At 52.0% G+C, this 13,009-nt stretch carries 14 protein-coding genes; 9 read left to right on the forward strand and 5 right to left on the reverse strand.

Features of this window, described 5'->3' with window-relative positions; genetic code table 11:
• Positions 1 to 57: 57 nt before the first annotated feature.
• The 4 genes from AArcSt2_RS10700 to AArcSt2_RS10715 all read left to right on the forward strand — a co-directional run bounded on the left by AArcSt2_RS10700 (position 58) and on the right by AArcSt2_RS10715 (position 5,387).
• Positions 58 to 1,614, forward strand: coding sequence for an ABC transporter ATP-binding protein (locus AArcSt2_RS10700; protein ID WP_250584479.1), 1,557 nt, complete (start codon positions 58 to 60; stop codon positions 1,612 to 1,614).
• Positions 1,611 to 2,870 (forward strand): ABC transporter permease, encoded by a 1,260-nt coding sequence (locus tag AArcSt2_RS10705; protein WP_250584481.1) that lies wholly within the window; start codon positions 1,611 to 1,613, stop codon positions 2,868 to 2,870. The genes AArcSt2_RS10700 and AArcSt2_RS10705 overlap by 4 nt, the downstream gene beginning before the upstream one ends.
• Positions 2,863 to 3,927 (forward strand): ABC transporter permease, encoded by a 1,065-nt coding sequence (locus AArcSt2_RS10710; protein ID WP_174653493.1) that lies wholly within the window; start codon positions 2,863 to 2,865, stop codon positions 3,925 to 3,927. The genes AArcSt2_RS10705 and AArcSt2_RS10710 overlap by 8 nt, the downstream gene beginning before the upstream one ends.
• An 89-nt stretch (positions 3,928 to 4,016) precedes the next feature.
• A complete protein-coding gene (locus tag AArcSt2_RS10715) occupies positions 4,017 to 5,387 on the forward strand; it encodes a geranylgeranyl reductase family protein (RefSeq protein ID WP_250584483.1) in 1,371 nt (456 codons plus the stop codon).
• A gap of 217 nt (positions 5,388 to 5,604) precedes the next feature.
• Here AArcSt2_RS10715 and AArcSt2_RS10720 read toward each other — a convergent pair whose 3' ends face one another.
• From AArcSt2_RS10720 to AArcSt2_RS10730, 3 genes are all read right to left on the reverse strand, one after another.
• Positions 5,605 to 5,973, reverse strand: a complete 369-nt coding sequence (locus AArcSt2_RS10720) for a hypothetical protein (RefSeq protein WP_250584485.1) — start codon at positions 5,971 to 5,973, stop codon at positions 5,605 to 5,607.
• Positions 5,974 to 6,069: 96 nt separating this feature from the next.
• Positions 6,070 to 7,344 carry an amidohydrolase gene (locus AArcSt2_RS10725; protein ID WP_250584487.1) on the reverse strand — a complete coding sequence of 425 codons (1,275 nt, stop codon included), beginning with the start codon at positions 7,342 to 7,344 and terminating at the stop codon, positions 6,070 to 6,072.
• Positions 7,345 to 7,405: 61 nt separating this feature from the next.
• Positions 7,406 to 7,738, reverse strand: a complete 333-nt coding sequence (locus AArcSt2_RS10730; RefSeq protein WP_174653490.1) for an uS10/mL48 family ribosomal protein — start codon at positions 7,736 to 7,738, stop codon at positions 7,406 to 7,408.
• A gap of 157 nt (positions 7,739 to 7,895) precedes the next feature.
• On the opposite strand from AArcSt2_RS10730, the gene AArcSt2_RS10735 reads away from it, so the two are divergent.
• Positions 7,896 to 8,339: a bis(5'-nucleosyl)-tetraphosphatase gene (locus AArcSt2_RS10735; protein WP_174653489.1), complete on the forward strand. Its 444-nt coding sequence runs from the start codon at positions 7,896 to 7,898 to the stop codon at positions 8,337 to 8,339.
• Positions 8,340 to 8,382: 43 nt separating this feature from the next.
• Positions 8,383 to 9,393 (forward strand): DUF5787 family protein, encoded by a 1,011-nt coding sequence (locus AArcSt2_RS10740; RefSeq protein ID WP_250584489.1) that lies wholly within the window; start codon positions 8,383 to 8,385, stop codon positions 9,391 to 9,393.
• Here AArcSt2_RS10740 and AArcSt2_RS10745 read toward each other — a convergent pair.
• Positions 9,383 to 9,889, reverse strand: a complete 507-nt coding sequence (locus tag AArcSt2_RS10745; RefSeq protein WP_174653487.1) for a DUF5797 family protein — start codon at positions 9,887 to 9,889, stop codon at positions 9,383 to 9,385. The genes AArcSt2_RS10740 and AArcSt2_RS10745 overlap by 11 nt on opposite strands.
• A 70-nt stretch (positions 9,890 to 9,959) precedes the next feature.
• Positions 9,960 to 11,582: an FAD-binding domain-containing protein gene (locus tag AArcSt2_RS10750; protein WP_250584491.1), complete on the reverse strand. Its 1,623-nt coding sequence runs from the start codon at positions 11,580 to 11,582 to the stop codon at positions 9,960 to 9,962.
• Between AArcSt2_RS10750 and AArcSt2_RS10755 the strand changes: the two genes are divergently transcribed.
• The 3 genes from AArcSt2_RS10755 to AArcSt2_RS10765 all read left to right on the forward strand — a co-directional run.
• On the forward strand, positions 11,554 to 11,880 hold the full coding sequence (locus AArcSt2_RS10755) for a nucleotide pyrophosphohydrolase (protein WP_174653485.1): 327 nt from the start codon (positions 11,554 to 11,556) through the stop codon (positions 11,878 to 11,880). The two genes, AArcSt2_RS10750 and AArcSt2_RS10755, sit on opposite strands and share 29 nt — an antisense overlap.
• Positions 11,881 to 11,953: 73 nt before the next feature.
• Positions 11,954 to 12,430 (forward strand): YbaK/EbsC family protein, encoded by a 477-nt coding sequence (locus AArcSt2_RS10760; RefSeq protein WP_174653484.1) that lies wholly within the window; start codon positions 11,954 to 11,956, stop codon positions 12,428 to 12,430.
• A 93-nt stretch (positions 12,431 to 12,523) separates the two neighbouring features.
• Positions 12,524 to 13,009: metal ABC transporter solute-binding protein, Zn/Mn family (locus AArcSt2_RS10765; protein WP_250584493.1), on the forward strand; the 486-nt coding region annotated here is incomplete at its 3' end.

Genomic DNA, 13,009 nt, shown 5'->3' on the forward strand with positions numbered 1-13,009 from the left:
TATCACTCGTGCGTATATCCACGCATTTATGACTACACCACAGGAAAGAGCGTACAGATGACTCCCGCGGTACATCTTGATGGCATTACAAAACGATTTCCGGGGGTCGTTGCCAACGACAACGTTGATTTACGTGTCGAGGAAGGGTCAGTTCACGCACTATTAGGCGAGAATGGGGCCGGGAAAACGACACTGATGAACGTTTTATACGGGCTTTATCAACCAACGGAGGGCACAGTCCGGGTCAACGGAGAGCCACGATCGTTTGCCTCTCCAAGCGATGCGATCGATATTGGAATCGGAATGATTCACCAGCACTTTATGTTGGTTGATCCGATGACGATCGCTGAAAACGTCGTGCTTGGTAACGAGCCGCGAAAATACGGTGGGCTTTTGATCGATCGTGAGCGCGCTCGAAAGGAAGTTCTTGAACTGAGCGATAAATATGGCTTCAATGTAGATCCTGATGCGCGAATTGAAGAAGTGAGCGTTGGTGTCCAACAACGAGTTGAGATTCTCAAAGCGTTATATCGAGGTGCAGAGATCCTCATTCTGGATGAACCAACAGCTGTGTTGACGCCACAGGAGGTCGAAGAGTTATTTGAGGTATTTGACGAACTAACCAGCCAAGGTAAAACAATTATTTTCATTACCCACAAGCTTGGCGAAGCAATGCATGCGGCGGATGATATTACAATTCTCAGAAATGGCAAAAACGTCGGCTCATTAGATGCAAAGGGGGTAACCAGAGAGGACCTTGCACAACGAATGGTCGGACGTGAGGTACTCATGGAGCCACAAGTCACGCCACAAGAGCCAGGGGAGGTGACGCTTGACGTCTCACACCTCCACGTTGAAGATACACGAGGTGTTGAAGCGGTCTCAGATGTTTCCTTTTCGGTTCGATCAGGTGAAATATTTGGCATTGCAGGTGTTGATGGGAACGGGCAGTCCGAACTTGTAGAAGCGATTACAGGGCTTACAAACCCGACGGATGGTGACATCACGTATCGGGGACGACAACTTGAATCAATGACTCGCCGAGAGCGTATCGATTCGGGCATTGCGTACGTTCCTGAAGACCGACACGAACGGGGTATGGTTATGCCATTTAATCTTGTTCAGAACGGTATTTTGGGAAGTCAACATACCTCGGAGTTTGCACCAAGTGGACGGATCAACTGGGAAACTGCAGGGGCTCATGCAACAGAAATTATCGAAGAGTATGATGTTCGGCCGCCAACGGCGGAGGCAACCGCAGAGTCACTCTCCGGTGGCAACCAACAGAAATTCATTGTTGGACGGGAGTTCGATCGCGACCCCGAACTCGTTGTGGCAACACATCCAACACGCGGCGTTGATATTGGGGCAATGGAGTTTATTCACGAGCGAATTCAGGAACTACGAGCGAATGGGAAGGCTATTTTGTTAATTTCATCAAAGCTTGAAGAGGTTCAAGGACTCTCCGATCGACTCGCCGTGATGCATGAGGGCGAGTTTAGCGGCATTGTCGATCCAAGCTCCGTCACAGAAGAGCAGATCGGACTCCTGATGGCTGGTGAGTCGATTTCTGGCGGTGAAAATGCGGCACTACGTGAGGAGGATGTAGCATGAGTGGACTCAAAAAGCGTGGAAAAGATGTACTTCGATGGCTGGTTGCACGATCCGGATTTGAGCGCGCAATTATTAGCCTTGCATCGCTTGTATTCGCAATTTTTGTTGGTGCACTCATCATTCTCGTTTCAGGACGGTTTACGACCTGCAGTACCGCGGCATTCTATCTTCCATTTACGTCGATTGGGTTCTGTTATGATCCGATACAGATCTACCTGCTGTTGTTCAACGGTGCGCTTGGCAGTCCATTCCTCCTTGGCGAACCCGGATTACTCGATCCGGAGTGGTCGATATTCAATTTCCGTTTTGGGTTCACGCTGAAAGAGACGACACTGCTCGTCTTTACAGGACTCTCAGTCGCAGTTGCGTTCCGTGCTGGGCTGTTTAATATCGGGACCCAAGGACAGTTAGTCGTCGGTGCACTCACAACTGCACTCACGGTGATTTTTGTCGCACCATTTGTACCGGAAGGAACGATCGGTGGACTCATTCTCGTCCCATTAGGAATCATTGCCGGTGCAGTTGGTGGAGGAGTGTATGGCGCAATACCGGGCGCACTGAAGGCGTATGCGGATGCAAATGAGGTGATTACGACAATCATGCTCAACTTCATTGCTGCAAACATTGCGTTTGTGTTGGTCTCCGGTGTCTTCCGTGATCCATCAAGTTCGGTTGTGGCAACAGAGCGCATCCCGGAGTATGCACGGTTACCAGCGGTTATTTTCCCTGCTGCAAGTGATTTTGCTGAGATCGCACTCATTGGTGGACTGCTCGGAATTGCAGGGCTATACTATCTGTTGGAGTATACCTCGATCGGCTATGATATCCGAACAAGCGGCGTCCAACCGGAAGCGGCAGAGTACGGTGGCGTCAACGCAAAGCGAACGACTGTGCTTGCGATGACACTTTCCGGTGCACTTGGTGGCATTGGTGGTGCGATGTGGGTGCTGATGGAGACCGCACGTTGGGAGTCGTCTGTTCCAGCACTCGGGTTTGACGGAATTACGGTGTCGATCCTTGCAGGAAACAATCCACTTGGCGTGCTTCCTGCGGCGTTCCTCTTTGGCGTTCTCAAAGGGGGTGCGCTTGAGGTTGCCTTCCAGACAGATGTCCCATCTGATCTTGTTGGCGTGCTTCGAGGACTGATTATTCTCTTTGTTGCAATGCCGGAGTTCTTCCGCATGATCGGGTCTCACTTTGTGGATCTCAGTGAAGATGAGATTCCTGCGCAGTCAGGAGGTGAAGACAATGCGTGAGAATGCTGAGCAAAACCAAGACCAAGAGCTAAAAAAGAGCCTCATTGATCGGTTCAAAAGCCTCTCATATGTGTGGCAGATCATAGTCGGAACGATAGGTGTGCTGGCACTGATCGGCGTGGTTGGACTCCTGTTCCCTGCATCGCCTGCCGGTGACCTTGCACGGATTATCTTCCGATGGAGCGTGTTCACACAGGCGCTTCGAATCTCTGCACCGATCGCACTTGCAGCCATTGGTGGAATCTTTGCCGAAAAAAGCGGCGTCATCAATATTGGACTGGAGGGCTTGCTTATCATCTCTGCATTCACAGCAGTATTGGTTACTGCAATGATTGGCCCTGCCGAGACCGTCGCGTTTATTCCCGCAATCTGGATTGGCTTCCTTGCTGGTGTGCTTGCCGGAGTGATCCTATCAGCCCTGTTCGGTATCGTCTGTATTGAGTTCAAAGCAGACCAGATTATTGCTGGCCTTGCTGTCTGGCTGATCGCGCTTGGCCTTGCACCGTTTGCATCAACGCTGTATTTCGGTGGACGAGATACTGGCAGCCTTGGAACAACGATCGGTAACTGGCCAATAGCCATCATGTTGCTCTCTGTGCTTGCGGCATGGGTGTTGTTGAACCACACGACGTTTGGAAGCTACATTCGTGCTGCGGGAGAGAATCCAAAAGCGCTTGACACCGCTGGCGTGAGTGTCTCTCGAATTCGACACGCTGGGGTTCTCCTCTCTGGCTTCTTTGCGGGCATGGGTGGTGCATCGCTGTCGCTTTCGATCGGCCTATTCATCGGAACCGGGGAGACAATGGTTGAAGGCCGTGGGTTCATTGCGATCGTCGCATATCTGTTCGGAAACTACAATCCAGTTGGCGCCTTCGGTGCCTCCCTCCTCTTCGGAGGGTTGGATGCGATTCAGATCAGACTCCAACAGATCGGGTACGGCATACCGGATACGCTTGTCCAGACAATCCCATATATTGTTGTGATCCTTGTACTTGCATTCGTCGGCCGAACCCGGATTCCGAAGGCAGCAGGAAAACACTACGAAACCGAAGAGTAACCGTCGAAGGTTGTTTTTACAATCCGTTGTCACAGTATCGACGCAATGTTGCATAAAGAGTTTTCCCACCACGGTTAGGATTCGAACTAATGAGCGATTTCACATATGATCTTGTGGTTGTTGGTGCTGGAACCGCCGGCTGTTATGCGGCAGCAACCGCAGCAAATGCAGGGCTCGACACGGTGATTGTTGAGCGAAAAGATGAGACAGAAGCAGGACACATCGCCTGTGGAGATGCACTCAAAGGTGCAAACAACTTCCCAAATGCGATCGATCGATCCCAGATCGAGCCCGCATTTACAAACACGGACGTTGATCACGGCCGGTTTGAAATCCCGAGCGAAGATACCGTTCTCGAAATTCCGGTCCCGGGAGAGCTTGCGGTGATCGATCGGTGGGAGTATGGTCGCCGGATTATCGACGGTGCACAACAGGCTGGTGCAGATATTCATTACGACACCGTTGTTCAAGATGTTGTTCAAGATGCAACTGGGACGGTGAACGGTATTCGAGGAAAGAAAAACGGTGATGTGGTCGCATATGATGCACAAGTCGTGCTTGATGGCGCAGGTTCGCTCTCGTTGTTGCAGGATAAGACGGACTTTTCAGGCACACATTTCGACACGAATGTTCGGTACTCGCAGTTCTGTTCAGCCTACCGTGAGATCGTAGAGGTTGAAGAGGAAGTCGAATGGAAAGACGCCCTCGTATTCAAGCCAACAAAGCGTGCGGCAGGCTATCTATGGTATTTCCCGCGCACAGGAACGACAATCAATGCAGGGCTTGGATTCCAGATGAACGAACAGCCGATGCAGATGATTGCGGATCTTAAAGATGATCTCCGCAACCGGCCTGAGTTCAAAAACGCAACTGTCACAGACAAGCTTGGCGCTGCGCTTCCAACCCGCCGTCCGTACGACTCTGCGGTTGCAAACGGCTATATGGCGATCGGCGATGCTGCAGGACACGTCAATCCAACAACCGGCGGTGGGATTGCAGGAGCGGCATATGGTGGAACGTATGCAGCCGAGCAGGCAATAACAGCCATCAGCGATGGAACAGTCAGCGAAGATGCGCTGTGGCACTACAACGAGCGGGTCATGGATCACTTCGGCGCTCGATATGCCGGGCTTGATGTGTACAATATCCTTTCAACTGCAGTTGATGTTGATGAGCTAATGGGCCTGCTTGCGGCGCTCCCTGGTGAAAAGCTCGCGGAGGCGTTGTATGATGGGAAAACATCGATGGGGCCGGTGCTGGCCGCCCAAACCGCGATCAAAAGCTACGGCTACTGGCGACAGATCATTGATTTCTACAAGACAAAACAGCTTGCAGAGGAGCTTATTGACCACTATGGCCGGTACCCACAGTCGCCGGACGCCATGGCTGGTTGGCAACGACAGCGAGATCAGTTACTGGATCGGATCTACGAGACAACTGGTGCAGAGCCAAAATACTAGTTGAGTAGCTGACTTGTCTTTGTTGAAATCATTAAGCAGTTGGTAGAAAGCGCGTGCAACATTTAGAATCCGAGTTCGGCATGTTCGTATACAATTTGTATGAGATGTGGTGGGAACCGACTGCTGAATACGACCCGTGTATCTTGTATAGAGTGACAGCCGAATTGATTGAGTCTCGCTTATCTTAACACAATCAAAACTCTTGCAAACGGATCGTTCAAATTATTTCGATCGCCATGGTAACCTCACCATCCTCATCGATACCAACTCCCCCGTATTCAGTGCCACGGATATGCACTGACTTTGCATGTTCATTGTCAATAGATATTTCAAATGAGCACTCTTCACCCAACTCTTCCCTAACATATGGGATTGATTCGTTTGGCTGGCCATCCGTAATAGATACTTCAACAGCCTCGTCACGACAAGACGGAACAATACGGACGGTTCCTGAAAAATTATCCATATCTGCGAACCCAATAAACGGGTCCCCTTCGTGAAAATATAACTCCCTATCGGATTCTCCAATACAACCGGCAAGCCCGGCTACGCAGGCAGTCATTCCAAGGAACCGACGGCGATACATAACTTAGATTTCATTGTAAATGGCATAGCTCTTGTGAGGAAGGCTCTTGACGCTAAAAAATATCTCTGGGTGAGTGATCTAATAAGGCCGCTGATCTTAGTTTCCGAGCTGTTCGATCGCCGACGCTAACACGTCGATACCGATCTGGATGTCATCCTCCATCACATCGAAGGTACGAGTATGATGGCCGCCCGGGTGGTCCGTTCCGACACCAACATACGCTGCAGCTCCGCCATTGTCTTGGACGCGCTGCATCAGATAGGTTGCATCCTCACTGCCACCCAGTGAGTCACGTTCGATAACTGATGTGACACCCGGTGTCTTCTCTGCGGCGGCCATCACAACTGACGTGAGTTCCGGATCGCTGACCGCGCTCGGAGCTTCACCAAGTCGCTCAATGTCAACCGTACAGTCATGCATTGCTGCAGCACTCTCGATCACTGTGTCCGCCCGATCGACCATGTATTCCATTAGCTCAGTCGTCTCACCGCGGACCTCTCCCTCGATGAATGCCTCTTCAGGAGTGATGTTTGTTGCAGTACCGCCACCAACGAGCCCCGCATTGACACGCGTTTCTCCGTCCGCGTGACGTGAAATCCCGTACAGATTCTGGATTGCCGCAGCCATGGCTTGGACAGCGTTGTTCCCTTCATTAGGCCGCGCGCCAGCGTGTGACGGGGCACCAGTAAAATTGGCACGGAACTGTGAGACTGCGAGGAACCCATCAATACCAGCCACAATCTCGCCGGATGGATGGTCGAGGCCGATATGAACCGCCAATAATGCGTCAATATCATCGAGATGCCCGGATTCTGCGATCGGTTTGCCGCCAACAATCTGTTCTTCGCCCGGTTGGAAAATAACTTTCAGTGTACCCTGGAAGCTACTTTTTGCAACTGCATCAATCACACCAAGGCCGATCGTTGTGTGAACGTCATGCCCGCACGCGTGCATGTAGCCATCCGTCTCCGATCGGAATCCCTCCACAGCAGGGATATGATCGTCAGTCTCTGCCTCGGGAATTGGTAATGCGTCGATATCGACACGAAGGCCGATCGTCGGGCCATCACCTTGTTTGAGCGTTGCAATTGCGCCGGTAAATCCGTCGCCGATCGCCTTGACAGTGTCTGGATCAGCACCAGCCTCAAGCGCCCGATTCCGCCACTGTTGGAGTGACTGCTCGTCGGGAACGTTGTTTCGTGCATCACCAGCGTGGATTTCTGGGCCAAACTGAATCGAATCAAGGTTTCGTTCGTTGAGTGCTTCGATCAACCGAGCGGTGGTGTAAAATTCACACCACGCAGGTTCAGGGTGCTTGTGAAGATCGCGCCGGAATGAAATGAGACTCTCTGTATCTGTTGCATTGCTCATATATGAGGAAAGACGGACCTGGGTAAAATAAATGGTGAGAAGCCGGCGACCTCTACAGTGTTCAGTTTTTTCGGTGTCCGAGTGGCTTTTTTTGCTCAACTTCGATTTCGACATGAACGGAGTCCGGAAAGTCCATATGGCCAACTTCCCGGGCGATGTGGTCTGCACCGTGAATCTCCATCTGCCGAGAGTAGACGGTGTAGGTCCAGTTTGGGAACGTATTTCCCGGTTTAAGATTCCGATACAGCGGCACTCGAAGGTCGTCCGGTGGTGCTGAGTGTGGGCCTTTGCATTCGCCACCTTTTCGTTCGATAAGCGATTTGAGGTCGGAGACTGTTTTTTCTAACACTGTTCGATCGCCGGATTGGAAACTGAGTTTTGTGACGAATGTCATATGAAACGCCGTAGACGTTCAGTGTATGTCCGTAGTAAAAAAGTCATCTAGACAGGTCAACCGCGGCAGTCGGAGGCGCGGGAGATGACCACACGCACAGAAATCGCGCTCTATCCCTCCGACACCCTCTTAACGTGGGGTCACATACCCGTGTTTAATGACGGTAGAGGCGATCAGCGCTGGAGCGATCCTCTTCCGCGATACCCGTGGTCGAAGGGAGTATTTACTCCTGAAAAGCCGACCTGGGGATTGGGAATTCCCCAAAGGCGGGGTCGAAGGAAATGAGGAACTCCAGCAAACAGCAATCAGAGAGGTCCAAGAAGAGGCCGGAATCAGCGATTTCCGCCTTATTGACGGCTTCCGTAGAGACTACGACTACGTGTTCGAAGCGAACGGGAAAACGATTCATAAAACGGTTCACCTGTTCATCGCACACTCGTTTGAGGCGAGCGCAGAGCTCTCAAAAGAACACCGCGACCTGCAGTGGCGCGACTATGATCAAGCGATAAACACAATCACCCAGGATGGTCCGCGTGAAATATTCGAAGAGGCACACAACTACCTCGACGAACTGTTACAAGAGCAGGACCGCTACGTCTAAGCAGAGAGCACGCATTTTTTGCGGCTGGCTATAGACTACTACTGTGAGCGGATGGAATAGTTATAGCTCCGAGTTTGCGTTCGAACTCCGAGTCTGTCGATGGGCGGAACTGTCGTGGCCTCCAAGTGGTGACACTGAACGGCCACATATTGTTGCCAGACAGCTCGGTACGAAACACCGACGATGGGATACGATCGTCATTGAATGTGACCCAAAGGGGCTGCGTACGCGATCGCAGTTCGGGGACAAGGCGCTCGATCGGGACCTACTTCATGTCGTTACGAACGCTCCGGCGTCGTGGCAGTGGTATCGGAACGCCCTTCCAAAGCCATCCTACGACTGGAGATATGTGCGAGAGTCGGTTCATCGAGCCGCAGATCGGGGAATTCTGAACACCCGAAAGCGAGGGAACAAGATCGAAATCAAACGGATTGCACCCTATCCACAGTGGGTTCGTCGAATTGTGGCGATCGAAAACAAACCAGATCTCACCGCAGCGGCAGCAGATTCGCTTGCGGAGCAGATTGAACATGATGTCACTGCACGGCTTGCTGATGAGGTCTGGGTTGCAACCGCAGAAACCAAAGACCATATCTCTCCAGCACTGCTTGAACAGTTTCCCGTTGAGGCAGGGATTATCACGCTCTCATTTGAGACGGGTGTGACGCCAACGTCCGGATCGGTTCGTTGGCATCCGACGTCGCTTCGGTCGAACAAACCGGAGGATTCCGTTGGCGGTCGTGTTGATCAACGTCTTGTGCTCGCAGAACGAGCCTATGGCCGAGGGTGGCGATCGTATCACCGAACAATGCGGCCGGACTGTCGGCAGTTTCAATTACAACGGGATGGGCGATCGTTGCTCCCGTTTTGTGCAGCAAAAAAGAAACTGCCAACCGTCAGAGAGTGCGCCGGCAGTTGTGGCTCGTTTGAGCCGGAACCACCACAGTGGCGAATGCAGGGCTGGCCGATCGAAGGTGGCCCTGGAAAGGGTATTGTCGATCTATTAGCACAGCGACGGAAACGAGAACGGGCGATCGCGATGATTACTCAATAACGTCGACGTCGATCGAGTCACGCTCAACTGCCAATTTGAAGGTTGGAACCGTTCGATAAACCACTTCAACCGCGCCTTTTCGTTTGAGGCTTTGGAGTGCCTTTCGAACGTCATCGACAGCAGGGTCAATATCATATGCCGATCGGAGCGACTGCAGCACGCTCACAACACTCTGTGATTTTTCATCAGGGCCTGCAACAACTGCGAACACCTTCGCTTCAAGCGGCTTGACGCGGATCGCATCGAGTGTCCCGTCACCATCGTCGTCGTCCGCGACAACCCCCGGTTCAACATCAACCAGCTCGTTTGCCTCGCTTGTGGCGCGGATCAGACTGTTATCGTCTCGATAGTAGTAGTCTTTGAGATGTCCTTCGAGATACTGATGTACTTCGCTACCGCTTTCGAGCCCCCATTTGTCCTGTAGCTCTCGGTTCTTTGTTGGCTGTAACTCGACGACATCTGCAAGCCGATCGAGCTCCTCATCAGTGAGACTCATACAGAATTATTGGACACATCCCTTATGCGTATTCCGGATTTCGAGAGTGTTACACTGCCTACCAAAAGGCTCAAAAATCATCTAGCTGTGCCTGTGATTTGCTGGTGTCTGTAGTCGTTGGGTCAGTGGTATCGTGGCGTGCCCGACGCGAGAGCGATGCACGGCGCATGAGTTCGGGATCACTCCGAAGTGCTTCGGTTGCTCGAGGATGGAGCGATTCAAACAGCGATCGAGCCGCAGCGGCTTCTGCTTCGAACTCGACGACTGGATAGGGATATGTTTCACCGATCTCCACCCCACATTCTGCTTGAACTGCAAGTGGTGTTTTGTCAGGCTGTGCGAGATGTGTTGTTGGAAGCGGTGCAAGTTCGGGGACATACTTGCGGATGAACGTGCCGTCTGGATCGTTTTCGATCGTCTGCTTTCGGGGGTTGTACACCCGGATCGGATGGACGCCAACGAGTCCGGCCTGTGACTGCCATTGCGTGTAGTTGATTGCAGGATCCGCATCAATCAAGTGGTAGTAGAGAAAGTCCGCACCGCGCTTCCACCATTGTTTGAGAATGTATGAATAAAAGGTTGCAACGAGCGATCGCATCCGAAACGAGATCCATCCGGTTTCGACAAGCGCACGCATTGCGGCATCAACGATCGGAAATCCGGTTTGTCCGGTTCGCCACGCTCTATCGAGGCGCTCGTCGAACTCGTTTCGGTGCAGATTTCGAAACACTGGGTTGAGACTTTTTGTCGTCCATTCCGGCCACTCCTGTAGTTTCTGTGTATAATGCCGGTTCCAATAGAGTCGGCTCTCAAACATGGCACGCCCACGACCGTCGATCGTCTCCGATTGAACGGTCTGGTACACCTCACGGAGTGAGAGGACGCCAAATTTGAGATATGGAGAGAGTCGCGAACAGTGCTGTTCAGCCGCCGCAGGCGGTGAGATCGACTGTGGATACATGCCGATCGTCTCACAGAACCGCTCAAGCCGAGCAGTTCCAGCGGTTCGACCGCCTCTTGGGACCTGCGTTTTTTGCGAGTGCACGTCAAACCGCGACCGAATCTCGTCGATCGTGCAGTCGCTTTCAGGCGGTGTATCCGGGGGAGAAAGCGTCTGTGGCTGGGGCTGTGGATACTGCTCAGCAGTGAAATATGTGGTACACTGTGTTACCCAGTCGTCTCTCGTATCTGCGACGTTGCGAGCAATCCCATCATCGTAGAATACGGTCGTTTCAGGCCACCCAGCGATGGTTTCATCACGCTCACGTGCCCTGCCATGTGTGACTGCTGCGTTGAAATAGATTGCATCAACGATGTTGTTCTCAAGCAGTTCACGAAGTCGCGTGATTGGGTCACCAAACAAAAGCTCGAGGTCGCTACCGAGCGTTCGGTACTGTGTTTTGAGCGCTTCGAGCGACTCGAACAAAAATTCAATTCGGGCATCACAGGCACGTCCTCGACCATCGTAAAATGATGGATCAAACACGAACAGTGGACAGATAACTCCGTCACTTGCAGCCTGCGTCAATGCCTCGTTGTCGACGGTTCGAAGATCGCGCCGATGCCAAACAGCAATTGTGATAGCTGAACTAACGGTGGCAGGTGTGATAATTTGATCGTGTCGATCGGTACATTTTTTTTCAACGACACGGACAGAACCGAGTATGTCACCGAGCGAGACAGAGCTCTCCAAGGCACAAAAATCGGTTGAAGCATTTCTCGCTGCACACGAATTGGATGCCCCACCAGCGTATCGGTTGTTAGATCTCTCCGCAGAGGTAGGCGAAATGACCGCAGATGCAGTGAAATCCTCACGGTATGGTGGTGAGCCGGAGGCACTCTCGGTGAGTGAGGATGAGTACGGTGATGCACTGTTTTCGTTACTGGCAGTTGGCTCAACGTTGGATCTGGATGCTGGAAGCGCGCTCTCTACGTCGATGGAAAAGTACGCCGATCGGATCGAAGAGACCGGGAGTGCAGGGTCGACATAATAACAGCTGTCGATCTCGCCGCTGTCCGCACCATTATACAAGATTAGGAATATGCTACAGGTAGAATACGTATATGCACCAACGAGCCGAGACATTCTGCGAAAACGCTCACGAACGATATGGAATCGAGCTGGACGTCGTTGAGTTCCCAGAGGGGACAAAAACAGCGGCTGATGCGGCTGCTGCGGTTGGGTGTGAGGTTGCACAGATCGCAAGCAGTATCGTACTCGCGGTCGATGATGAACTCATTGTTGCCGTTACCAGCGGTGCAAACAGGGTCGACATGGATGCGGTTGCAAGTAAGTTCGATGCGCCGGGCAGCTCCGTTTCAATGGCGGACCCCGATCGAATCAAATCGGTTGTCGGCTGGAGCATTGGTGGCGTCCCACCACTCTGTCACGAAACCGACGTTCCAACACTGTTTGATCCAACGCTCTTGACATATGAGACCGTTTACGGCGCTGCTGGAACACCAAATGCGGTCTTTCCGATCGATCCCGAAGCGCTTCGATCGCTTGCAGACGCAGAAGCTGTTGACGTAACCGAGTAACGTTATTAAATCACAGTCGTGAAAATGGTCTAGTTATTAATCTATAGGATAATAATAACAACTCTTTTTACTAATAACTCGATATATGGATGTATGAACAGTACACGTAGAGGACTTCTCAAGGCGTCCGGTGTCGTAACTGCCGGTGTCCTTGCAGGCTGTATCGGCGAGGATGGATCAGAACCAGCAGCACAAGGAAACGGAGAAACCGAATCACTAGACGGCGATGGTGGCTATGCTGCCTTTTTCACACTGTATGACTGGACGCAGAATATTGCAGGCGAGCATATGGATATTATCAATCCCGTTCCAGCCGGCGAGATCGGCCATGGATGGGAGCCGACTGCAAATCTTCAAACGCAGGTGGCAGAGTCGGATATATTCATCTATCTTGATAGTCCTGAGTTCCGCTGGGCACAGGATGCAGTCGAGTCGATCGAAAGTGAAGGTACAGATGTCGTGACTGTGAACGCGCTTGAAGGGATTGACCTTCTTGAGTTTGATGGTCACGACCACGATCATGGTCACGACGACGACCACGACGATCATCACCACGACGACGACCACGACGATCACCAT

Origin of the sequence: Natronocalculus amylovorans, from assembly GCF_023638035.1 — an archaeon.
GTDB lineage: Archaea > Halobacteriota > Halobacteria > Halobacteriales > Haloferacaceae > Natronocalculus > Natronocalculus amylovorans.

Bases quoted from the DNA above. Each gene is read 5' to 3' on its own strand.
- AArcSt2_RS10725 (WP_250584487.1), bottom strand. From the start codon at position 7,344: ATGAGCAATGCAACAGATACAGAGAGTCTCATTTCATTCCGGCGCGAT.
- AArcSt2_RS10700 (WP_250584479.1), top strand. From the start codon at position 58: ATGACTCCCGCGGTACATCTTGATGGCATTACAAAACGATTTCCGGGG.
- AArcSt2_RS10735 (WP_174653489.1), top strand. From the start codon at position 7,896: ATGACGGTAGAGGCGATCAGCGCTGGAGCGATCCTCTTCCGCGATACC.
- AArcSt2_RS10730 (WP_174653490.1), bottom strand. From the start codon at position 7,738: ATGACATTCGTCACAAAACTCAGTTTCCAATCCGGCGATCGAACAGTG.
- AArcSt2_RS10710 (WP_174653493.1), top strand. From the start codon at position 2,863: ATGCGTGAGAATGCTGAGCAAAACCAAGACCAAGAGCTAAAAAAGAGC.
- AArcSt2_RS10705 (WP_250584481.1), top strand. From the start codon at position 1,611: ATGAGTGGACTCAAAAAGCGTGGAAAAGATGTACTTCGATGGCTGGTT.
- AArcSt2_RS10715 (WP_250584483.1), top strand. From the start codon at position 4,017: ATGAGCGATTTCACATATGATCTTGTGGTTGTTGGTGCTGGAACCGCC.
- AArcSt2_RS10760 (WP_174653484.1), top strand. From the start codon at position 11,954: ATGCACCAACGAGCCGAGACATTCTGCGAAAACGCTCACGAACGATAT.
- AArcSt2_RS10720 (WP_250584485.1), bottom strand. From the start codon at position 5,973: ATGTATCGCCGTCGGTTCCTTGGAATGACTGCCTGCGTAGCCGGGCTT.
- AArcSt2_RS10755 (WP_174653485.1), top strand. From the start codon at position 11,554: ATGTCACCGAGCGAGACAGAGCTCTCCAAGGCACAAAAATCGGTTGAA.
- AArcSt2_RS10745 (WP_174653487.1), bottom strand. From the start codon at position 9,889: ATGAGTCTCACTGATGAGGAGCTCGATCGGCTTGCAGATGTCGTCGAG.